Source organism: Cystobacter fuscus (genome assembly GCF_044360685.1).
GTDB classification, from domain to species: Bacteria; Myxococcota; Myxococcia; order Myxococcales; family Myxococcaceae; genus Cystobacter; species Cystobacter fuscus_C.
Genome location: NZ_CP043491.1, coordinates 1,996,883 through 2,019,649, shown reverse-complemented (window position 1 = coordinate 2,019,649; position 22,767 = coordinate 1,996,883). Strand labels below are relative to the sequence as shown.

Genomic DNA, 22,767 nt, shown 5'->3' with positions numbered 1-22,767 from the left:
CATGTACTCCTGGATTCAATAGAGCCTATATCCCCACCACGGCCACGGCCCTGTCACCGGAGGCAGCCGCCGTGTAGGCGATGGCACGTGTGCCGGGAGCATGACCTCGATCCATCGCCATGGAGGCCATCACCAACGCCGTGAGTCCCGAGGCTGCCCCGGTTTCTCCCAGTGACTCCGCCGGTAGCCAAAGTGGCATCGACTCCTTGTTCACCCGCAGCATACGGGACAATGCCAGCGAAACCTCCTTGAAGGAGTGACTCTCCCCCGCTGCATCGGACAATCGGAAGTCGATGCCAGAGATAGAAAGCCCGGCCTCGACGAGTGCAGCGCGAGAAGCCTGGACCAAGCCATGGGCCCGGAGCGGCTCCTCCGACTGAGGGAGCGCCGTCTCCCGAGCAAAGCCCAAACCAAGCACAGCCATCAGCCGACTTCCTCTCAGCCGGGGCTTGCGCGTCACAAGCACACATGCCGCGGCTTCCCCAGGGATCACTCCATCCGGGAAATCCGACCGCTTGAGGCGTTCGTTCTCGTCGAGCCACCAGATAGCGGGTGCATTCACCAATGAATCGACGCCAGCCACGAAACATCCGGGAACCCACGGCTGCCGCTCCAGCAAGGACCGAGCCTCAGCCAGCGCGCGCAGCCCCGCGGTATTTCCAGTGGAGATACCGTGAGAAAGACTTGCGTTGAGAAGCAGCCCCTTCTCGCGCTGGAGCCGGACAATCACCTCGGCATGCAGATCGGATATACATCCCGGACGTTCCGGCTCCGACGTGCCGACAAGCAACGGCATATGCGCAAGCTCTGTCTGATCGACTCCCCGAGCCGCGTCGGCCACGGCCAGGCCCAACAAGACAAGGAGACGCTCCCGGTGGGTCGAATCCACGGGAAGTAGCGATAATTCAGAGCAGATGATGGGCTCCCCGTTGTCATCACGGTAGCGGCTCTCCTGAAAGCACTTCACTCCGGCACGCATCGCCGCATACGCCGTTTCGGCTCTCAACCCGAGCGGACACACCATGCCCACGGAGGTGACGTACAAGGGACTGACGGTCAAGGCGACCCTCCACGCTGCTTACGGCGAGTCCATGCAACAAACGCCCCGAGTCCCTGGAAGTATGGCTTTCCCTTCCTGTATGACACTGGCCCGAAAGAACTGCTCGGGGGAGGCGCACCCACTCTCACTTCCCGCAGATTGATCAGCTTTTTTCCAAGTGGGCACGACGCCCGCCATATCACGACAGCCTCCTGCGCATCACAGTCGAGGAGCACGGTGTCCAGGCGCGACTCCACTTCGAGCCGTCGATCCCGGAAATGAAACGACACAGGCACTTGCATACACGGTAGCGTAACTGTCCAGGTGCCGGTCTCGGTCATCCCGATACAGCGCAGCACCTGTCCACCCTTCAACTCAGGAACTTGTTGGTCCTCAGGAGCGGATTGGAAGTAGCGAGGCTCGAAATCCGCCGGCAAGAAGGGACAGACATCGTGAAGCCAACGTTCGTCATACGTACCCGCATAGCCTATTCGTGGCTGCCAATTACGGCCGATAGATCCAAATCCCACGGGTGTAGGGGTGTCGCGCCAGCGCTCGATGCGCTGTCGCGGGTCCTCGATGTTGGGGAGTAGAACGCCAAGGGCGTCGCTGGCGCTGGGATTCTTGCAGAAACCGACCCCCACTGGGTTTCGAAGTTCCGTTCCCTGATGGCGAGCTTCCGGGTGCGAATAATCTGAACCTCCGAAAGCATGCTCGAAGACCATGGGCATCCGGTTGAAGGGCTTGGGCTGCGTAGAGCTTAACCCAAGGAGCCCCTGATCCCAGTAGCGATCTCCGGTGACGAGGAGTTCCTTGCTGCGTTCCGGCAACTCCAGGCGAACCAGCATGGACTCGACCGGGCGCCCCCTGCGGGCAATGGCATGCCCATGTACGAGCACCTCGGCGCGCGGCTTTCCCAGAGCGAAGTCGCACTCATAACGAATGCTGGTCGCTCCGGGGTCTCCATGGTGCTCATCCGCGAAGACCAACGGGCGTTGAGTTTCAGCCAGACGCGGCTCATCTCCATCGTCACACCGGAAGGTGCCCTTGATCACGACAACACAGTGCTCGCGAGCATCCTTGTCCATGGCGACCGAGAGCCCTGCTTGCATACCTGTAGTATTGCTGGAGATGTGCATATCCGCTTGCTCCTACTCACCCGGTCCAAAAAACGGCGCAACAACATCAAGGCCCCGTTCTTTCAGCACCGTCACCTGGCTGAACTCAACGAGTTGTCGTTGGCTCAGCGCACGCGTATTCACGGTATACCGCCCCTGGGTACGCAACATCAGGAGCAAGGCGAGTGAATGGCGTTGGCGCATGGGTGCATCCCGGAGCGCCGAGAGCAAAGTCGTGAGGTTGAGCGGCACCCCTCGAAGGTACCGGATCTTCGCGTCGAAGCGGCTCTTGTGACCAGCCCACCAACGCCGCACACCTTCCGCGTCTGGCATCAAGAGCTCATCCTCAGGACGAGGCATCAAGTTCGCGTCATCGGATTCGTACGGATCGAGTTCCTCATCCTGGGCGTCAATGACAAGTTTCCGCTCACCGAGATCCAGTCCTGTAATCAAGCAGAACGCCTCTCCGGCAATCCTGGCCAGCGACTTGTCACCCAAATATGGGACACAGACCTCAGCGGCTGTCGTTGTGCCGGAGAAACCGAGGGCCCAAAGCGCATCAGCACGGGTATCCGGCCGAGCGACAGCATCCATCAGCCATTCCTGGTCACGGGAGGTACCTAGCAGCGCCAACAACAACATCGCGATCCGCTCCCCCTCCCGGGCGGCCTTCCTGCAACTCTGCCATACGTCCGGTATACCCAACGCGACACCCGTAACGATCGCGGAGAGCCGGACGGTGGCCTCCGGCGATTCGAGCGCCCGCAGTATGGCCCGGAGGTGAATCTTGGGTTGGGCCTCGTGAAGTACGGCATGCACTGCGAGCGCGTGGAGTTGAGGAAGTGGATGCTCGAGAAGCGGAGTCAAGTTGTTTGCAATGGGGATGCGCTTGAAGCACAAGGCTCGCGCCGCCGCTTCCACGGATTCAGCAAGCGGTGATTGCAGCAACGCCCGGAGGCGCTCCTCCAGCTCTCGGCGCTCACAGAGTTCGAGCGCACGAGCCATGACGGAATGCCTCAACCCAGGCGTGGAAAGCGCGTCGAATACGGCCTGGAGGCCCTCCTCACCTGGAGAATTCAACAGCGCCAGGGCCGCGGACCCAACTCGTGAGGGCTCCGCCTCCGCGTCGACAATCACGGGACGAAGCAATCGTTCCGCCGCCCTGGGACCATTGGCGACAAGACCGTCGAGATGAGCCATCAGCCGTAGTTCCGGGCCCCTCGCTACTTCACCCAATGTGTAATTCGGCGCGTCGAGGCTGCGCTCCCACCTCGTCCAGAAAAACTCCGCTTCGTCCACATGCACTTCGACGATGTCCCACAAGGGCTCAAGCTGATCGATGTTCACGCGGCAAAGCCCCCCCGGGACAATCTAGCACACGCCGTCAAAATTCCAGCCCGGTAGCTTGGGCGATGGCAACGCCTCGAAACGCACGCCGCCGTCTCGCGGCACGAAGACACCATCCGGTACCAGCGAATGGAAGTGCGGCGTGACCTTTCAAGGCCCCCTCATCCACGGGTTCAAGTCCCGTACACTCCCCACCATAAAGAAGAGCCCGAACCCCAGAGGGAAACCTCGCAAACCCGCTGCTACTCACGGGGGTCATCCTCTGCAGGCTCGGCGTAGAGTCCGAGAACTCAAGCCGCGCTTGTCTTGAGCAAGTGTGGGCCCTGCCGCGCCACCTGAGCATCCACGAACAGGTGGCAGGGGCGCCTGACCCAGCGCCGCCACCAGGACATCAGGTGGCGGGAGGACCGCCCTCCTGGCTCTCTCCGCTCTCCGCGTTGCCTCCTGGAGTGGGCGTGGCCGCCAGGGCCTGGCCGACGTCCACTGCGATCTCCGGCTCGTCCTTCACCAGGTGGAAGAACTCGCGGCGGAACGCCTCGGGGGTGAGCTGGCAGGTCACCGCGAAGCGCGCCAGCTCTCCCGGCCGGGAGAAGTCCTCGCGCTTGAGCCGCAGCATGAAGCTGCGCGCGATGCGGTAGCGATCCGAGTCCACGTCCACCATGCGCACCCGGGGCCGCCCCGTGGCCGGGTCCTTCATCTGCTGGAACGAGATGGGCTGGAAGCGCCCGTTGATCATGGCCACCACCGCCTCGGTGCCCCCCTCGATGATGTAGCGCGCCGCGCAGTGGCCCAGGTCCCGCGTGTACTCCATGTCGAACGGAATGGGATCCGCGCAGCGCACCTCGTAGCCGATGTATTTGGAGACGATCGTGGACTTGATGCCCAGGACCGCGAGCCGCGCCTTGACGGCCTTCTCGAGCACCTCGGCCAGCGGCACGTCCGCCACGTGCAGGTTGCCCATGTGGTCGCGCGGCAGCTCCGTGTAGCGCGCCAGATCCTCGGGCTCGATGCAGTCGGCGATCCCCTCGGCCAACAGCGCGATGCCATCCGGGCGCCCATACGCGAGCCGCTTGATGACGGAGCCGGCGAGCAGGTCCACCACGGTGGTGAAGGGCACCTTCTTGCCGCGGAACTCCTCGGGGATGACGGTGACGGTGGCGCCCACCGCCTTGCCGATCGCCAGGGCGAGGTGTCCCGCCTTGCGCCCCTGGGCGACGACGAAATACCAGCGCGACGTCGTCTTCGCGTCCACCATCAGGTTCTTGACGATCTCCACGCCCACGTGGCGCGCCGTCTGGAAGCCGAAGGTGCTCGTGTCGTCGGGCAGGTCGATGTCGTTGTCGATCGTCTTGGGCACGTGCACCACGCGGATGCGGCCCCGCGTCTTCTCGGAGATGATCTGCGCGAGCGTGGCCGTGCCATCACCCCCCACCGTGACGAGCATGCCCACGCCCAGGCGCTCCAGCCCGTCGATGGTGCGCTGGAGGTGCTCGGGAGAGCGCGTGGGGTTGGCGCGCGAGATGCCGATGTACGAGCCGCCGCGGAAGTGGATGCGGCTGGTGTCCTCGATGGTGAGGGGAATGACGTGGGAGGTGTCTCCCTCGGCGAGCCACTTGAAGCCATCCTGGATGCCGAGCACCTCCACGCCCGCGAGGCAGGCTCGGATGGTGGCCGCTCCAATCACGCTGTTGATGCCCGGGGCAGGCCCCCCGGCGACGACGATGGCGAGCTTCTTCATGAGTGCGCGTGTCTCCCGTGATTTCCTGGCCGCATCCTCCCCCGGAGCGGCGGCTGAACCCAGTGAGAAAAGGTCATGAATCGCGCATGAGGTGCAGTTGGGAGCCGACGAGCCGGATGCCCGCGGCGTCGAGCATCCTCGACTCGGGCGTGTTGCGCGTGATGACCGTCTTGCCACTCGCGATCCAGTACCACCGCTTCACGGTCTGGCCCGGCTTGAGCGCGGAGCGCAGCACCGCTTCGGCGGCACGCTTTTTCGCGATGAGGACTTTGACCTCTCCGGTATTCGCCGGATGGACCTCGACCGCGATGAGCGGAAGGCCCGCCTGGCTCGTTCCCAGTAGGTAGTCCCATCGATTCTCATTGCCATGCTCGACCGCGGTTTGAGTGTCGAGATCGAGCGAGTCGACGACCCGGGCGGCAGCGGACTCGACGATGCGCTCGCGATCGGCCTTTCGGAGGGCTCGTTTGCCTGGGTGGACCGCAGTAACGAGCACGATGCCTGGCGCCAGTGCTTCGCGGACGCTCACGAGCCCTCCTCGTTGACCGCATCGGAGATGGCTTTTCCAAATCTCCCACTGAAACCGGTCAGCCCACCCCAGCCCGACGTCGCCGCGTCATCGGCGCCTGGATCGAGGCTGGAAATGTCCCGGCTGTGGACGCGGAGTTCCTCATCGAACTCCAGAGCGTAGGTCCTCGTGGACTTATTGAGTGCCTCGCTGATGAACCGCGCATTCTCCGCCCCGGCGGGGAGCCCGAATGCCTCGCGCAGTCTCCGAGCGCCTTGCTTCTTGTCCCGCAGGGACTGGATGGCGAAGACGACATCCAGCACGACGGGCGAATGGGTCGACAGGACGACCCGGTAGCCGCGCCACAACAAATCGAGGACCAGGGCCATGACCGCCGTCAAGGCCTGGGGATGAAGACCCATTTCAGGCTCTTCGATGATGACCCACTCGATGTCCTCTTCCTTCCTTTTGCGCCGCTCGGGAAGAACCCGGTAGAGGCCCAGCAGGAGCGGCGTGAACTCACGCTGACCCGCGGTCCAGGTCATGAACGGGAGCTGTGTCTTGCCGTAGCCGAGCTGAAGCCGGGTCTGCAATCCGGCCTTCTCCAGCCGCACCGTGCCTCCATGGAAGACGGCATCGTCGATCAGCGTGCGCACCCCCTGCTTCAACCGTCGCTCCACCGGAAACAGGTCTCCCGCCTGCTTTCCGGTGAACCGGTCATACAGGCTCTGGCTGAACAGGCGGGCCACGGCCGGGGTGTCCGCCTTGAGCCGCATGAAGGGCGATGGCCAGCCCTCCGCCATGAGGAGGGCGCGGTGAGCCGGGACGAAGAACACGCGGCCCTCTGCCTTCCTGGCATGCAGCAGTTCCTCCGGGCGCAACGGCTGGCCGTTGATGGACACCCGGGTCTTCCCCACCCACGCCGTGCTCATCCCCTCGCCGTAGTACGCGTCCAACAGCTCGTTCTTGTTCTCCAGGGAGGTCCCGGCATCACGCAGCGCGGAGACGATCTCCCCACTGTCGAGCCCCAGCTTCCACGTCTGCAACAGGAGACTCTTCCCCGCCGCTTGAGGACCCACCAGCACGGTCAGGTCTCCAAACTCGATGCGAGCATGTGCGATCTGCCCGAGATTGCGGACCTCCAGAACATCAGCAGCCACATGTCCTCCCAGAGGCGGGGGACGCTGACACAGGGCGGGAGACTTCAACAAGCATCCTCGACCCACCCACACTCCACTGGCCCCCGGGTTGCACGGTCCGCCCCGTGTGCTCCAGGCCCTCCTCGAACTGCTCTACCCGCCCGCGTGCATCGCCTGCGCGAAGGTGATGCCCGTGCGCGCCGCCTTCTGTGAAACATGCGATCTCGCCGTGGAACGGCTGCCCACCGCGCGCTGCCGCACCTGCGCCGAGCCCGGCACCTTCCCCCGCCACACCTGTCCCCGCTGCCACGACGCGCCGCCGCCCTTCTCCCGCGCCTGGGCCCCCTTCGCCCACGAGGGCCCCGTCGCCCGCGCCATCCACCGCTTCAAGTACGAGGACCACCCCGAACTCGCCCCCGTCCTCGGGGAGCTGCTCGCCACCGAGTGCCGCCACTTCCTCTCCCAGGCCCCCACCCTGCTCGTCGCCCTGCCCCTGCACGGCAAGCGCTTCCGCGAGCGCAAGTACGATCAGGCCCAACTGCTCGTGGAGGCCCTGGCCCGCGCCACCGGCCGCGAGGCCAGCCTGGGACTGCTCCACCGCGCCCGCGAGACGCGCCGCCAGGTGGGCCTGTCCGAGGCCGAGCGCGCCCTCAATGTCTCCCAGGCCTTCCGCGCCTCCGCCTCCGTGGCGGGACGGGACGTGCTCCTCGTGGACGACGTGCTCACCACCGGCGCCACCGTCCGCGCCGCCGCCACCGCCCTCCAGGAAGCCGGGGCCCTCCGCGTGGAGGTCCTCACCCTCGCCCGCGCCTTCTCCCTCGCCTGAACCCCGGCCCCCGGACACCGGGCCCGCCCCCTCGCACGTTCCTCGACATTTCAGTTGCCTGCCCGCTCCCAACAGCGCATGCAGGGAAGGCTGCCCGAAGTCCGGCTGTTCACCGGCGCCGGGAATGACACCCCGGTCCCCCCTTCCGACGGACGAGGAACACGGATGTCTCGTACCCCACGGCTCGCCCCGCGCTCTCCCGCTCCCTGGCTCGCGACACTCCTCGTGCTCGCCTGCCCGCTTCTCGCACGGGCCGTCTCCAACCCGAGCGCCGCCGAGGCCCAACAGGAGGCCGAGCAGGCCCTCTCCCTCGCCTCGTCCCCCCGGGGGGCCGCGCACCTGCTGCGCATGCAGGCGCTCGAGCCGGACCTCGACGATCTCACCCTCCTGGCGAAGACCTATACCGAGGTGGCCACGAGCCGGAAGTTCGTGGACCCCGGCACCCGCGCCACCGCGCAGTTCCTCATGCTGGACCTGGAGCGCGCCCGCGGCCGGCTCAACCGCGCCGCCGAGTGGCAGGATTCGCTCGGCTTCGTGCGCGACTTCTACGTCGTCGGCGGCTTCGACAACGAGGGCAAGGCCGGCTGTGACACCGACTTCGGCCCCGAGGCCGCCGCGATCGATCTGTCCGCCCGCTACTCCGGCGCCAAGGGCCCCGTGTCCTGGCGCCCCCTGTCCGTCACCCCCAACGACGGCTACATCGACCTGGGCGCCGCGCTGCGTCCCAACCGCGAGGCCGTGGCCTACGCCGTCACCTGGCTCGAGTCCCCGGCCGAGACGCGCGTGGCGCTCGGCGTGGGCACCTCCGGCGCCTTCCGGCTGTGGGTGAATGGTGAGAAGGCCGCCAGCAGCGACCACTACAACCTGCCCCGGCCGGATCAGACGCGCGTCTCCGTGCGCCTGCGCAAGGGCCTCAACCGCGTCCTCGTCAAGGTGTGCCAGGAGTCGGGTCCCCTCGGCTTCTACCTGCGGCGGGATCCCCCCGGCCGACTGCGTGTCACCCTGCCCTCCAGCGCCCCCGCGATCGCCAAGGGCACCACCCCCGCGCCCCAGCTCCTGCCCACCCTCACCTCCTCCTTGAGGGACGCGGTGGCCCGCGCCCCCGCGGACGCCGCCCTGCGCGGCGAGTACGCCACCGTGCTCGACTACTTCCGCGCCTTCGACGAGCGCGAGCACACCGCCACCGTGGAGGCCGAGCGCGCCGCCCGCGCCGCCCCGAACGACGCGCGGCTGCAACTGCTCGCCGCCTCCACCGCCCGTGAGGATCTCAACCAGCGCCGCCTCTTCCTGGAGGCCGCCGTGCGCGCCGCGCCCTCGCTGGTGCGCGCCCGCGTGGCGCTCGCCGAGTTCGAGCTGGAGCGCGGCCACCCCGAGCGCGTCCTGGAGCTGCTCACCCCCGACCTGACGAGCTCCCCCGACTCGGCCGGTGTCCGGCTCACGCTCGCCCGGGCCCACGAGGCGCTCGGGGAGACGGCCCGCGCGCACAAGCTCGTGGAGGAGACGCTCCTGCGGCTGCCGCGCATCCCCCGCGTGGTGCGCGCCGCCGCCAGCTCCGCGCGCGCCCTGGACCGGCCCGAGGAGGCCGCCTCCCGGCTGCGCGTGGCGCTCGCGCTGCGCCATGACGACCGCACCAGCCGCACCCTGCTCGCCTCGCTGCTGGCGGACCGCGGCCAGCTCGAGGCCGCCGTGCGCGAGTACACCCAGCTGCTCTCGCTCTACCCCTTCGACAACGGCTCGCGGTTGAAGCTCGCCGAGCTGCGCGCCGCCAATGGCCAGCTCGACGCGGCCACCACCGGCTTCGCCGAGGCGCGCGCCCTCTCCCCGGACGAGCCCGAGCTGTACGAGCGCGAGGGCCGCGCGCTGCTCGCCGCCAGCCACCGCGAGGAGGCCATGGCCGCCTTCGAGCGCTCGCTCGCGCTGCGCCCGCAGAACCCCACCCTCAAGGATGCCCTGCGCGCCCTCAAGGGCGAGGCCGCCAGCGCCGGCGCCCAGTACCTCCTGGACCCCAAGGCCCTGGTGCGCGAGGCCGACGGCTACACCAACGAGGACGCCGTCTACCTCACGGAGACCACCTTCGTGCGCGTGCAGAAGAGTGGCCTGTCCGGCCGGCTGCACCAGTTCGCCGTGAAGGTGCTCAACGCCCGCGGCGTGGACGCCTTCCGCACCTACCCCGTCACCTACTCGCCGGACCGGCAGGAGGTGCGAATTCTCCGCGCCCGCATCACCAAGCCGGACGGCTCCGTGGTGGACAGCTACGGCGAGAGCGACCGCAACATCAACGAGCCCTGGACGGGCATGTACTACGACGCGCGCGCCAAGATGCTCTCCTTCCCCGCGCTCGCCGCCGGGGACGTGCTGGAGTTGCAGTACCGCGTGGACGACACCGCCCAGGACAACCTCTTGTCCGACTACTGGGGCGACGTGGAGAGCGTGCAGGGCGTCTATCCCAAGGTGAGCTACCAGTTCCTCGTGGAGATGCCCCAGGAGCGGCCCCTCTACTGGAACGAGAAGAAGCTGCCCGGGGTGGCCTACGCCCACGAGCCCGCGGAGGGCGAGCGCGTGCTGCACCGCTGGAGCGCGAAGCACGTGGCCAAGGTGGTGCCCGAGCCCGGCATGCCCGGCTGGGCCGAGGTGGCCGCCAACCTCCACGTCTCCACCTACCGCACCTGGGACGAGGTGGGCCGCTACTGGTGGGGCCTCGTGAGGGATCAGCTCACGCCCAACGAGGAGCTGCGCCAGACGGTGGAGACGGTGCTCAAGGGCGTGGACCGCAAGGATCAGCAGGCGGTGATGCGCGCCATCTACAACTTCGTGGTGACGAACACGCGCTACGTGGCGCTGGAGTTCGGCATCCACGGCTTCAAGCCGTACCGGGTGGACCGGGTGCTGTCGCGGCGCTTCGGCGACTGCAAGGACAAGGCGAGCCTCATCCACGCCATGTTGAAGGTGGCGGGGGTGGACAGCCGGCTGGTGCTCCTGCGCATGCGCGACCTGGGCTCCATCGGCGAGGAGCCGGCGAGCCTGGCGGCCTTCAACCACGCCATCGTCTACGTGCCGCAGTTCGGCCTCTACCTGGACGGCACCGCCGAGTTCCACGGCGCGCGCGAGCTGCCCAGCGCGGACCGGGTGGCCAACGTGCTGGTGGTGGAGCCGGGTGGCAAGGCCTCGTTCCTCACCACCCCCGAGGCGAAGCCGGACGACAACGCCACGCGCCTGGCCATGGACGTGACGCTGCGTCCGGATGGCAGCGCCGAGGTGGGCGGCGCCACGACGGTGGGCGGGCAGATGGCGCCCGAGTACCGCCGCGCCTACAGCTCCGTGTCCTCGCGCAAGTCCACCTTCGAGCGCGCCTGGGCGCAGAGCTTCCCCGGCCTCACCGTGCGCGACGTGAAGCTCAACGACACCACGCGCCTGGACGACGACGTGAAGGTGGACTTCCGCATGGCCATCCCCCGCTTCGCCGAGGCGCTCCCCGGTCAGCTGCGCTTCCTGCCCTTCGGCACCGGGCGCGCCTACACCCAGACGTATGCCTCGCTCGCCGAGCGCCGCTTCGATCTGATGATGAGCGGCCCGTGGGTGAACCGCTTCACCTTCCGCTACACGCTGCCCGCGGGCTACTCCGTGGCCGAGCTGCCCCCCTCCCTCCAGGAGGAGACGCCCTTTGGCCGGGTGCGGCTCACCTACAAGCAGGAGGGCCAGCAACTGGTGTGTGATGGCGAGGTGGCGCTCACCTCCGCCCGGGTGAAGGCGGATGACTACGCCGCCTTCCGCGCCTTCCTCGGCCGGGTGGACCAAGGCTTCTCGCGCAAGGTCACCCTGCGCGGCCTCGCATCGCCCACCGCCCAACGCTGATCTCATCCCAGGGGGCCGCGTGTAACGCTCCCGGGGTTGGCGCATCCTGACCTCTTCGCGCGACCGCCTGGACGAGCACTCCAGGCCCGCGCAGGGGGGGCGCTCATGGTGAAGCTGGCGTTGTTGGGAGATAGCTATCCGTCCCAGGTCCGGGTCAATCCCCGGGCCCTCGACGAGCTGGAAGTCGTGTGGGTCGGACAGTCCCGTGAGTCCTTCCTCCGGGAGGTGCCCAGGCTCCGGCCCCAGGTGCTCGCACTGGACTTCATGGACCTGGGTCAGGTGCCCACCGAGCTGGTTCCCGGGATGATGGAGAGCACGGGCGCCCGCCACGCGCTCATCAGCTACCGCCTGCCCCACTCCCCCCTCATCGACGCGCTCCGCTCACCGCGCGTGAGCTTCCTCCGGGGGCCGGTGCCCCTGAGCCTGCTGCGCCTGCGCTTGCACCGGAGCCTCGACGACCTCGAACGCGCGGGCAGGCCCGCGAGTCAGGCCCCCGCCGCCCACGCCCCGCGCTTCAGCCCCGAGCAGCTCGGCCGGTTGATGGAGCTGTCCACCCAGGAGGGGTGCGAGTGCGCCCCCCAGCTCGCGCGGCTCGTCAGCGGCCTGCGCGGCTTCTGGGAGTACACGGCGGGCTGCGCGCAGCGCGACGAGAAGGACCAGCGCCTCCACGAGCTGCTCGACCGGCAGATGACCCGCGCCCGGCAAGCCCTGGAGGAGGGGCTCGTGGCGCTGCTGGAGCACGGGAACATCCGGCTCTGAGTCAGTCCAACAGCGCGGCGAGCAGCCGCCGCACCTCGGCGGGGCCATTCACCCGGTAGCCGGCGCGCGACTCCTTGCCTCCCGCGTGGATGGCGATGCCGTCCTCGGGGAGCGCGGCGAAGAGATCCTCGTCCGTGCGGTCATCGCCGATGGCCACCACCCGGGTGCCGGGAGCCATGCCCTCGGTGACACGCCCCACCACGCGGCCCTTGTTCACCCCGCGCGTGCGCACCTCCACCACCTTGTCGCCGGGCAACACCTCCAGCGGGCCCTGGGCGAAGACCTCGCCCAGGTGCAGGCGCAGCTCGCGAGCCAGGCGCGCCCCGAGCACCGGCTCCACCTGCCGGTAGTGCCAGGCGAGCGACGCGTACTTCTCCTCCACCAGGGCGCCGGGCACGCGCGCTGCGAAGGACTCGAGGATGGGACGCACCAGGCTCTTCCACTCCGTGGACACGCCTCCCAGCGACTCCCAGGTGGCGCCAGGCGTGGACCGGGACCACAGGCCGTGCTCGGCGTACAGGCCCACGTTCAGCCCGCCCACCCAGGCCTCCAGCACCTCGCGGCTGCGGCCACTGACGATGGCCACCCGGGTGTGGGGCCGCTCGGTGAGCCGCCGCAAGAGCGTGAGCAGCGCCTCGTCCGGAGCGGCCTGCTCGGGCCGCTGCGTGAAGGACACGAGCGTACCGTCGTAGTCGAGCAGGAGCAGCAGTTCGCGCGCCTCGCGCAGGAGGGGGAGCACCTCCTGAGCGCCCTGGGGCTTCACCCGGGGAGGCGCCGTGGGCGTCGCCTGGAGCGCCGACAGGAAGGAATTCACCCAGTGGTGCACGTCGCACTCGAGCACCCGGGTGCGCAGCGCGCGCATGCGCCGCTTGCGCTCCTCCTCGGGCATCTCCAGCGCGGCCTCCAGCGCGTCCGCCATGCCCTCCACGTCGTAGGGGTTGACCAGCAGCGCGTCGCCCAGCTCGTCCGCGGCCCCGGCCAGCTCGCTGAGCACGAGCACGCCGTCCTCGTCCGGGCGCGAGGCGCAGAACTCCTTGGCCACCAGGTTCATGCCGTCGCGGATGGGCGTGACGAGCATCACGTCCGCGGCGCGGTAGAGGGCCGCGAGCTGCTTCTGGTTCAACGAGCGGTAGAGGTAGTGGATGGGGACGTTGTGCACCGAGCCGTACAGGCTGTTGATGCGTCCCACCAGCTCGTTCACGCGCTCGCGGTAGGTGGCGTAATCCTCCACGGTGGTGCGGCTGGGGACGGCCACCTGGATGAAGCGCAGCTTGCCGCGCCAGGCGGGCTCGCGCTCGAGCAACCGCTGCACCGCCAGGAGCCGGCGGGGAATGCCCTTGGTGTAGTCCAGCCGGTCCACGCCCAGCACCAGGCGCTGCTCGGCGGCCTTCTCGCGGTGCCCGCGCACCTCCTCGAGCACCGCCGGCTGCTGCACCAGCTCCTCGAAGGCCCGGGCGTCGATGCCCATGGGGAAGGCGCCCAGCCGCACCCGCCGCCCATCCTGGTCGACGTGGTCTCCCACCTTCTCCAGCCCGAGCAGCTGCGTGAGGGTGCTGGCGAAGTGCCGCACATAGGAGCCCGTGTGGAAGCCGATGAGGTCGGCGCCCAGCAGCCCACGCACCAGCTCGATGCGCCGCGGCACGGTGCGGAAGATCTCGCTCGAGGGGAAGGGAATGTGGTGGAAGAAGCCGATGCGCGCCTGGGGCAGGCGCTCGCGCAGCAGGGCGGGCACCAGCATGAGCTGGTAGTCGTGCACCCAGATGGTGTCGCCGGGCTGGTAGTGGCGCACCACCAGGTCGGCGAAGCGCTCGTTCACCTTGCGGTAGACTTCCCAGTCCCGATCCTGGCGGGGCACGCGCTCGAGGAGGTAGTGGCACAGCGGCCAGAGGACCTGGTTGGAGTAGCCCTCGTAGAAGCGGCTCACCTCGCTCGAGCTCAGGTAGAGGGGCACGCAGCGCAGCTGGGCGAGCTGCTCCTCCACCGAGGCCTTCTGCGCCGGTGTCAGCCGCGAGACATCCCCGGGCCAGCCCACCCACAACCCGCCCGAGTTTTCATGCGGACCCTTCAGCCCGGTGGCGAGCCCTCCGGCACTGGGAACCACGGAGACCCCGTCCTTGTCCGCTTTGACGGTGACGGGGAGCCGATTGGAGACGAGCAGGAGTCTGGACATGACCCCCGCGTCTCTAGCTGGCCGGGCGCGGATGGGTCACCGAGGAATCTCGGGAGGTGCCTGCTTTAGAACCTTCAGCCGCCGCGCCCCGAGGGGCCCACCCCAGCCGCACGAGGAGGGCCGGCTCGCGGCCCGGCTTCCAGATGAACGCGTCCAGCAGGTAGTGCGTGGCCTGGGGCAGCGCGAGCAGAGGCACCACGAGCGCCAGCACGTCCGCGGGCAACACCAGGCCCGACTCGCCGAAGAGCCGGGGCCGCTCGTGCCACACGAGCCCGTCCCACAGCCACTCCTCGCCCAGGGCGAGCACCACCAGCACGCCCAGCACGGCGGGCGCTCCGGCACGCACCACGGGGGCGAGCGCGCCATAGCCCCCTTCCGCGAGCCGGCCCCGCGCGTAGCGCAGCAGCAGCGCGAAGTAGGGCACTCCGTGCAGGAGGACGTTCATCACCGTGAAGGAGAAGTCGTCCCGGGCGAGCACGATGCCGCCGAACCACGTCACCGCCGTGGCGAGCACGAGCAGCACCTTGCCCACCTGGAGCCCCTCGCCGCGCAGGGCCCGTGCGCCCTGGAAGCCCGCCCACGTGGCGAGCACCCCGCCCTGCACGGCGAGCGCCGCGGTGCCCACCCAGGCGGGAAGTCCGGCGAGGAAGTCCTCCTCGACGAACCACCAGAAGGCGCGAGGCAGGTGGGCGTGCCACCACACCACGGGGCCGAGCGTGGCGGCGTAGATGGCGGCGGCATCGAGGGCGCGCTCGGTGGAGGAGGCGCGGGCCTTGCGTCCGTAGAGGGCCACCCAGCCGTACTGCTGACGGATGAAGTGGAACAGGGCGGTGTACGCGAAGAGGCGCCAGAAGAGGCCGGGGGACTGGCTCCAGGCGAACACGCCCAGCAGGTACGCGGCGAGGGGCGCCGCCGTGTAGAGGCCGGGCCGGCGGCGCAACTCCTCCCCATCCGCGTAGGTGCGCAGGAGCGTGGACCAGACGTGGGCCACGTCCACGCCGACGACGAGCAGCACCCAGGCCCACAGGGGCGTCTCGCCCACCGCGCCCAGTCCCGGCGCGGCGAGCACGAGCCCCACCGACACGAGCGCGCTGCCCGCGAAGACGGCGAGGTCCACACCACGGCCGAAGAGCCACGCCTGGGAGGGAGCGAGGAGACGGGGCATGGGCGGCTCAGGGCCGGTAGTGCTGGATGCGAGAGCCTGGCACCCGCTGGGCCAGCCGCTCCATGCCGCTGGCCACCTCCGCGAGGACGCGCTCCTTGTCGATCGTGAGCAACCGGCGGTCGCGCAAGAGCAGTCGGCCATCCACCATGACGGTGTGCACGTCGCTGGCGCGGGCGCTGTAGACGAGGCCGGCCATCGGATCGTGGAGCGGCTGCCAGTGGGTGCCGCGGGTGTCCACGAGGACGATGTCGGCCTGGTAGCCGGGCGCGAGCGTGCCGAGCCGGTCTCCCATGCCCAGCGCGGCCGCGCTGCCCCGCGTGGCGATGTCGAGCACCTCGGCGAGGGGCATGACCTCGGAGTCGAGCGCGTCGTGCTTCTGCGACAGGGCGAGCAGGCGCAGGGCCTCGAAGAGGTCGAGCGTATTGCTGCTCACGGCGCCGTCGGTGGCCAGCCCCACGGGGACACCCGCCTTGCGCAGGGCGCGCACGGGGGCCAGGCCCATGCCCAGCTTGAGCGACGTCTTGGGCGCATGGGCGATGCCCACGTGCGCGCGGTGACGGGTGAGCAGCTCGATGTCCTGGGGCAGCAGGCCGCCGCCGTGGGCGATGAGCGTGGGCACGCCGAGCACGCCCGTGTCCTGGAGCACCTGGATGGGCGAGTGTCCCCGCCGGTTCACGCTGGCGAGCGTCTGGTTCATGTCCTCGGCGGCGTGGATGTGGATGCCCACCCCGAGCCGGTTGGCGTGCCCCACGCACGCGCGCAGCAGGCCGTCATCGCAGGTATAGGGCGCGTGGGGGGCCATGCACGTGGTGATGCGCCCCTCCGCTCCGCCCTTCCAGCGCTCCGCGAAGGAGGCGGTCCGCGCGAGCTCCTGGTAGCCCCGGCTGGAGAACGCCGTCCACCCCAGATGCGCCCGCGTCCCCGCGCCTTCGACGGCCCGGGCCACCTCGTCCATGGAGAAGTAGTGGTCGGCCACGGTGGTGATGCCGCCCTCGATCATCTCGATGAGGCCGAGCATCGCGCCCCAGTACACGTCCGCGTCGGTGAGGTTGTTCTCCAGGGGCCAGATGAAGTCGTTGAACCACCGCTCGATGGACACGTCCTCGGCCAGTCCGCGGAAGATGACCATGGACACGTGCGCATGGGTGTTGATGAGCCCGGGCATGGCGATCATCCGCTGGCCCTCGAGCACCTCCACCCCCGGCGCCAGCGGTGCTCCGGTGGGGCGGATCTCCGAGATCCGCGAGCCCTGGATCAGGATGTCCTGATGGCGTGCCAGGGTGAGCACACCACTCGCGTCCGGAACGAGGGCGTGACAGTCACGGATGCACGTCTGGCGTGCCTCGGGAGTGGGTGCGCTCATGGGGTGGTCTGGACGGGGCCGTACTGCGCGGGCACCCAGGTGTAGCCCTTGCCCTCGGCGCGCACATGTCCCAGGCCGGGGAACGGCAGGTGGGCACCGGCGATCCAGTGCTTGCTCTTGGCCGCCTCGGCGAACAGCCGCTTGCGGGTGGCGATCGCCTTGGGGCTGTCGACGTCGAACTCGACGGCGATCTCCGGCCTGGGGAACTGGAGCGCGAAGTTGTGCACGATGTCGCCCCAGACCAGCAGGCTCTGATCCTTCGAGGTGAACAGGTAGCCGCTGTGGCCGGGGGTGTGTCCCGGGGCGGGAGCGATGGAGACGCCCGTGGCCAGCGCCTCGCCCGGCTTGAAGGGCTTGAACCGGCCCGCGGCCACGTAGGGCGCGACCGCCTCGCGGGCCATCTGGAACATGGGTTTGGCGGCGTCGGGCGCCTCGCTGGCCCGCTTCTCATCGAGCCAGTAGTCCGCGTCCTCCTGGGCGGCCCGCACCACGGCGTTGGGGAAGAGGGGCTGGCCCTCGGGGGTGAGCAGCCCCCGGGCATGGTCCGGGTGCAGGTGGGTCAGCAGCACCAGGTCCACCTGCGCGGGATCGTACCCCGAGGCGCGGAGGTTGCCCGGGATGGCCCCCAGGGTGGGACCGAAAGCCGTGGCCGTGCCGGTATCCACCAGGATCAACTGCTCGCCCGTGTGCACCAGGAAGGCATTGAACGCGCCCAGAGCGGGGTTCGGCAGGAACATCCGCTCGTACAGCTTGTCCATGTCCTTGGCGCTCGCGCCCTTGTACATCTTCAGATCGATCGGGAGGAAACCGTCGTAGAGCGCGGTGACCTCGAACGCCCCGACCTGCATGCGGAAGTAGCCGGGCACCTGGCTCTGCTTCTGCGCGGGCGGGGCCGCGTCCGCCGCTCCGGGCGTCAGCGCGGAGAAGGCCGCGGCGCCGGTGAGCGACAGGGACACCAACGCGCGGTGGAGAGACAGACGCGAACGGCTCAGGAACTTCGTCTCGTGTTTCATGGCGGGAGTCTATCCGAGCCTCCGCCCGTGCGCGCCCCGAACCCCAGCCCGAGAGAAACCCCGGGTGCAAGCGGGCCCGGACGCGAAGTCCAGGCCAGCGGCTCACCGGCCTCGCGAGCCCGCCTCGCGGAAGGTGTCACACGCCTCCAGCGAGCCCTGTTCGAAGCCCCGGCGGAACCAGGAGACGCGCTGCGCCGAGGAGCCATGGGTGAAGGACTCGGGGACGACGTGGCCGCCCGCGCGCCTCTGCAGCGTGTCATCGCCAATGGCCGAGGCCGCCCGCAGTCCCTCCTCGATGTCCCCCTGCTCCAGCACCTGGCGCTGCTTCTGCGCGTGGTGGGCCCAGATGCCCGCGAAGCAGTCCGCTTGCAGTTCCTGGAGGACCGACAGGGCATTGGCATCCGCCCGGGACCGGGCGCGCATCGACTGGACGCGCTCGGAGACGCCCAGCAGGTTCTGCACGTGGTGGCCCACCTCGTGCGCCACCACGTAGGCCTGGGCGAAGTCCCCCGGCGCGCCGAAGCGCTCATCCAGCTCCTGGAAGAAGCCGAGGTCCAGGTACACGCGCTGATCCCCCGGACAATAGAAGGGCCCGACCGCGCTCTCCTGGAAGCCACAGGCCGACTCCACCGCGTCCGAGAAGAGCACGAGGCGGGGCTCGGCGTAGCGCACCCCGGCGGCGGACAGCAGCGCGGGCCAGGTGTCCTCGGTGTCGGCGAGGATGACGGACACGAAGTCCCGCAGCCGCGCCTCGGCGGGACTCTCCGCCTGGGCCCCCGCCCCTCCCGTGCCCACCTCCACCGAGGGGCCCTGGGAAGACGGCGGGAGGACGTCCTCGGGATTGCCCCCGAGCAGGTACACCAGCAGGGCCACCACCAGGGACACCGCCCCGCCTCCGTAGGCCAACGGGCGCCCCACGCCCTGACCGCGCCGATCCTCGACGTTCGAGCTGCGCCGTCCACCTTGCCATCTCATCCGCGTCCCCTCCTGACGACCCCCGTGACGCTGCAAGGTAGGCAGCCTGGCCCGTCCCATCGACCCTGTCCCGCCCCGAGCCTGGAGGTCAGGGGAGCGAGCGGGGAGGCAGCCCACGCGAGAGCCCCCAAGCGGGCGCTACCCGGGAGCGAGCTTGCGCACGAGCTCGGACCACTTCTCGTCCAGGAAGAAGGTGTGCTCCCGGACCTCGTCGAGCAGGGCTCGGCGGACCTCCTCGCCCCCCTCGCGCACCAACTCCTCGAGCCGCGCGTGGGCCTCTTCCCACCGGCCCTGGAGGAAGGCGAGGTAGGCGAGGTTGCCCCGGACGATGGGCTCGCGCGGTGCGTGCCGCAGGGAGGCCTCCAGCATCTCCTGGGCGTGACGCAGACAGTCCTCCACGGCGCTGGCGGCGCCCCGCTTCCAGCACTGCCTGGCCTCGCCGATCCACATCCGGCCCGCCTGGTTGAGCCCCACGGCCACTTCCTGGAGGACGGCCGCGTCGGTCGACTCGCCGAACCGGCGCACCAGCTCCGTGTAGAACGGCTGGGACTGCTCGGCGAGCCCCCGCGCGCCGAGCGCATGGCCCCGCGTGCGCAACGCCCGGGCCACCTGCTCCTGGAGGACCGGCTCGGACGACTCCCCGTAGCGGACCACCACCTCGTGCAGACACCGGTGGGCCTCCTCGAAGCGATCCTGCTTCACGTAGAACAACCCCAGGTTGGTGAGCGCGCGGCAGTGCTGCTCCCGGCACCGGGGCGAGGGAAGCGCGGCGTAGCGGCGGAGCGCCTCCTGGAAATGCGACTCGCTCTCCGCCCACCGTCCCTCGTTCCAGTCCAGGAGCGCCAGACCCTGGTGGGTGTCGGCGATCATCTCCTCGTCGAGCGAGTACATGGGCAGCTCGGCGCCCCCGCGCAGCACCTCCTCGTAGTGGGTCCGCGCCCGTCCGGCGTCCCGAGAGGATTGATACATCCACCCCAGGTCGAAGAGCGCCCGGAGCACCACGCCCCGCGTGGCGGTGTCCGTCGAGTCGCCATGGCGCCGCGACAACTCGACGAGACTGGCCAGGGCCTCCTCCATGCGGCCCTCCGCGTGGAAGACATGCGCCAGCCCCCGATGCGCCTGGACGGCCTGCACCCGCAGCCAGTCCTCGGGGGCCTGGCCATAGCGCAGCATCATCTCCTTGAAGGAGGCCCGGGCCCGGTCGAACCGGCCCTGGAAGCACAGCAGCCAGCCCATCCGGTATTGAGCGGCCGGCACCGCGTCGTACGGCGGGGGCCCCTGCCTCGAGCCGAAGCGATGAAGCACCTGCTCGTAATGGCCCCAGGCGTCGTCCCTCCGCCCCTGCTGCTCGGCGATCTCCCCCAGCTCCAGGAGCGCGCTCGCGATGTCGGACTCCCAGCGCTCCTCGCTCCCGCGCATGCGCCGGAGGAACTCCTCGTGACAGCCGCGCGCCTCCTCCCAGCGCCCCTCCGCCTTGAGCAGCTGCCCCATCCGCACCAGGAAGACCACCGACTCGGCGGCCTCGCTGTCTCCGGCGAGGGCATCATCGCGGCGGATGAGCTCCCGCCAGTCCGCCAGGGTCTGCTCCACCAGACGTACCCGCTCCACCCCCGGGGCGCTCCCGTCCGGGAGTTCCCGGGGTGCCGTCTCCGCGTCCCGCACCAGGTTGGATGGCTGTTCGGGAGGTGGCTGCTCGGGACCCATCCACCGAAGCGTGACGTGTCCGCCAGGGACGGGCAAGTCCTCTCCAGGTGCCTCGTGCCAGGGACGGGGCCACCCGAACATCCCTCATGGGCAGCCCTCGGCCAGGACCGGAACCGGCGGGCTGGAGGGCATCCGGGGGAGCGGCATCCCAGGCGGCGATGCATCAGGGCCGGCGGGAGCGCTCGTCCAGCTCGCGCAGGGGCAGCAGCCGCTCCAGCAGCGGGCCGCCGTGCTTGAACCGCGCGATGCGCTGCGCCGGGTAGATGCCCCGTTGCCCCGTGAGCAGATACGCGGTGACGGTGACGATGACCACGTGGGGTAGCACGCCCGCGCCGAGCAACTCCACCGCCATGAGGGACAGCGCCAGGGGCGTGTTGGCGGCGGCCCCGAAGAGCGCGGCGAGCCCCACGCCCACGGCCAGCTCCAGCGGCAGGCCCAGCAAGCGCGCCAGCAGATTGCCGAGCGTCGCGCCCACGACGAACAGCGGCGTCACCTCCCCGCCCAGGAAGCCCGTGCCGAGCGTGAGGACGGTGAAGAGCAGCTTGAGGGCGAAGGTCTCGGGCGGCAACGAGGGGTCCACGAAGGCCCGCTCCAGGAGGGGCACGCCCAGGCCGAGGTAGTCGCTCGTGCCCACCACCTTCCAGAGCCCCACCACGAGCGCGCCGCCCAGGGCCATGCGGAGCGCGAGCGACGGAACGGCCTTCTCCAGCCGCTTCTTGAGCAGGTGCACGCCCTCCACGAACACCACGGCCACCGCCGCCACCGCCGCGCCGAAGACGAGCCACCTGCCCATGACGCCCGGCGACAGCGCGAGCGAGGAAACCACTGGGAACTCCGTGTGGTGGATGCCCAGCGAGCGCGTGACGAAGTCGCCCACCAGGGCGGCCACCAGCGCGGGGACGAGCGCCTCGTAGTTGAGGCGGCCCACGCTGACGACCTCGAGGCCGAAGACGGTGCCCGCGATGGGGGTGCCGAAGACGGAGCCGAAGCCTCCGGCGATTCCCGCGGCGAGCAGCTCCCGGCGCGTCGTGGGCGAGACCTGGAGACGGTGGGCCACGGCGTCGGCGAGGCTCGCGCCCATCTGCACGGCCGTCCCCTCGCGGCCCGCGCTGCCGCCGAAGAGGTGGGTGAGCACCGTGCTCAGCAACACCATGGGCGCCATGCGCGCGGGAAGACGCTCACCCCCCTCGTGCACGGTGTCGATGACGAGGTTGTTGCCACCCCGGATGGACGCGCCCCACCGGTCATAGAGGGCGCCGATGACCAGACCCGCCACCGGCAGGAAGTAGACGATGACCTCGTGGCCGGTGCGCCAGTGCGTGGCTTCTCCCAGGAGGAAGAGGAAGAGCGCCGAGGCCACCCCACACACGAGGCCCACCAGGGAGCCCAGCACGAGCCATTGGCCCAGGGCCCGTGCGCGCTTGTCCAGGCTCATCTCCCGCCGTCTCCCCTCATTTCAAGGTCAGCAGGGCACCCGTTACCATGAGGACGACCCCGAGGCCGAGCCGCCAGTTCATGGGCTCCTTCAACAGGAGTACGGAGAGCATCACCGTCAGTGCGAGGCTGAGCTTGTCGAGGGGTGCCACCCGGGAGGCGGGGCCGAGTTGGAGCGCCCGGAAGTAGGCGAGCCAGGACAGGCCGGTGGCCACGCCGGAGAGCACCAGGAAGAGCAGCGTCTTGCGGCTCAGGGAAGGCAGGGCGTGGTGCTCGCCCCGGGCCAGGACGATGCCCCAGGCGAAGACGAGGATCACGACGGTGCGCAAGGCCGTGGCGAGCGTGGAGGGCACGCCTTCGACGCCCACCTTGGCGAGGATCGCGGTGAGCGCCGCGAACAGGGCCGACAGCAGGGCATAGGACCACCACGTCATGGCCGTGTCCCTCGGGAGCAACCTCTCTTGGAGGTGTTCTTCTTCATGTCCTACCCGGCCACCGAGGATTGCACACCACGCCCCACAGGGCGGGAGTGTTGAAAAAACACGAAAAATCACCAGCCGCGATGGTTTTGCCCGCGGATGACGTCTTTGAAGGAAGACGAGAGAGCCGCGCCTCGT

General features: G+C 69.3%; 17 protein-coding genes. 3 read left to right on the top strand and 14 right to left on the bottom strand.

The annotated features are described in order from the left end of the window. Positions 1–25 precede the first annotated feature (25 nt). From F0U63_RS08410 to F0U63_RS08385, 6 genes are all read right to left on the bottom strand, one after another. On the bottom strand, positions 26–1,060 hold the full coding sequence (locus F0U63_RS08410; protein WP_395845364.1) for a hypothetical protein: 1,035 nt from the start codon (positions 1,058–1,060) through the stop codon (positions 26–28). Then, on the bottom strand, positions 1,057–2,178 hold the full coding sequence (locus F0U63_RS08405; RefSeq protein ID WP_395845363.1) for a DUF2169 domain-containing protein: 1,122 nt from the start codon (positions 2,176–2,178) through the stop codon (positions 1,057–1,059). The genes F0U63_RS08410 and F0U63_RS08405 overlap by 4 nt, the downstream gene beginning before the upstream one ends. Before the next feature lie 12 nt (positions 2,179–2,190). Next, positions 2,191–3,504: a TIGR02270 family protein gene (locus tag F0U63_RS08400; protein ID WP_395845362.1), complete on the bottom strand. Its 1,314-nt coding sequence runs from the start codon at positions 3,502–3,504 to the stop codon at positions 2,191–2,193. Positions 3,505–3,895: 391 nt separating this feature from the next. Continuing rightward, a complete protein-coding gene (pfp, locus tag F0U63_RS08395; RefSeq protein ID WP_395845361.1) occupies positions 3,896–5,242 on the bottom strand; it encodes a diphosphate--fructose-6-phosphate 1-phosphotransferase in 1,347 nt (448 codons plus the stop codon). Between the two features lie 73 nt (positions 5,243–5,315). Beyond that, positions 5,316–5,771 carry a hypothetical protein gene (locus F0U63_RS08390; protein WP_395845360.1) on the bottom strand — a complete coding sequence of 152 codons (456 nt, stop codon included), beginning with the start codon at positions 5,769–5,771 and terminating at the stop codon, positions 5,316–5,318. Beyond that, on the bottom strand, positions 5,768–6,910 hold the full coding sequence (locus tag F0U63_RS08385) for an AAA family ATPase (RefSeq protein WP_395845359.1): 1,143 nt from the start codon (positions 6,908–6,910) through the stop codon (positions 5,768–5,770). Before F0U63_RS08385 ends, F0U63_RS08390 begins: the two co-directional genes overlap by 4 nt. Before the next feature lie 106 nt (positions 6,911–7,016). Here F0U63_RS08385 and F0U63_RS08380 point away from each other — a divergent pair, with 106 nt between their 5' ends. From F0U63_RS08380 to F0U63_RS08370, 3 genes are all read left to right on the top strand, one after another. After that, positions 7,017–7,715, top strand: coding sequence for a phosphoribosyltransferase family protein (locus tag F0U63_RS08380; protein ID WP_395845358.1), 699 nt, complete (start codon positions 7,017–7,019; stop codon positions 7,713–7,715). Between the two features lie 165 nt (positions 7,716–7,880). Then, entirely contained in the window at positions 7,881–11,567 is a 3,687-nt protein-coding gene (locus F0U63_RS08375) for a DUF3857 domain-containing protein (protein WP_395845357.1), read from the top strand. Between the two features lie 105 nt (positions 11,568–11,672). After that, on the top strand, positions 11,673–12,326 hold the full coding sequence (locus F0U63_RS08370) for a hypothetical protein (protein WP_395845356.1): 654 nt from the start codon (positions 11,673–11,675) through the stop codon (positions 12,324–12,326). Position 12,327: 1 nt separating this feature from the next. Here the strand turns inward: F0U63_RS08370 and F0U63_RS08365 are convergent, their stop codons facing one another. From F0U63_RS08365 to F0U63_RS08330, 8 genes are all read right to left on the bottom strand, one after another. Further along, positions 12,328–14,496 carry a bifunctional alpha,alpha-trehalose-phosphate synthase (UDP-forming)/trehalose-phosphatase gene (locus F0U63_RS08365; RefSeq protein ID WP_395845355.1) on the bottom strand — a complete coding sequence of 723 codons (2,169 nt, stop codon included), beginning with the start codon at positions 14,494–14,496 and terminating at the stop codon, positions 12,328–12,330. A 13-nt stretch (positions 14,497–14,509) separates the two neighbouring features. Beyond that, entirely contained in the window at positions 14,510–15,661 is a 1,152-nt protein-coding gene (locus tag F0U63_RS08360; protein ID WP_395845354.1) for a hypothetical protein, read from the bottom strand. Between the two features lie 7 nt (positions 15,662–15,668). Then, positions 15,669–17,024, bottom strand: coding sequence for an amidohydrolase (locus tag F0U63_RS08355; protein WP_395845353.1), 1,356 nt, complete (start codon positions 17,022–17,024; stop codon positions 15,669–15,671). Then, positions 17,021–18,037: an MBL fold metallo-hydrolase gene (locus F0U63_RS08350; protein ID WP_395845352.1), complete on the bottom strand. Its 1,017-nt coding sequence runs from the start codon at positions 18,035–18,037 to the stop codon at positions 17,021–17,023. The genes F0U63_RS08355 and F0U63_RS08350 overlap by 4 nt, the downstream gene beginning before the upstream one ends. Positions 18,038–18,139: 102 nt before the next feature. Beyond that, positions 18,140–19,012, bottom strand: a complete 873-nt coding sequence (locus tag F0U63_RS08345) for a neutral zinc metallopeptidase (protein ID WP_395845351.1) — start codon at positions 19,010–19,012, stop codon at positions 18,140–18,142. 138 nt (positions 19,013–19,150) lie between these two features. Continuing rightward, on the bottom strand, positions 19,151–20,752 hold the full coding sequence (locus F0U63_RS08340; RefSeq protein ID WP_395845350.1) for a tetratricopeptide repeat protein: 1,602 nt from the start codon (positions 20,750–20,752) through the stop codon (positions 19,151–19,153). A gap of 127 nt (positions 20,753–20,879) precedes the next feature. Then, positions 20,880–22,151 (bottom strand): chloride channel protein, encoded by a 1,272-nt coding sequence (locus tag F0U63_RS08335; protein WP_395845349.1) that lies wholly within the window; start codon positions 22,149–22,151, stop codon positions 20,880–20,882. Positions 22,152–22,167: 16 nt separating this feature from the next. Beyond that, positions 22,168–22,584 carry an EamA family transporter gene (locus F0U63_RS08330; protein ID WP_395845348.1) on the bottom strand — a complete coding sequence of 139 codons (417 nt, stop codon included), beginning with the start codon at positions 22,582–22,584 and terminating at the stop codon, positions 22,168–22,170. Positions 22,585–22,767: the final 183 nt, after the last annotated feature.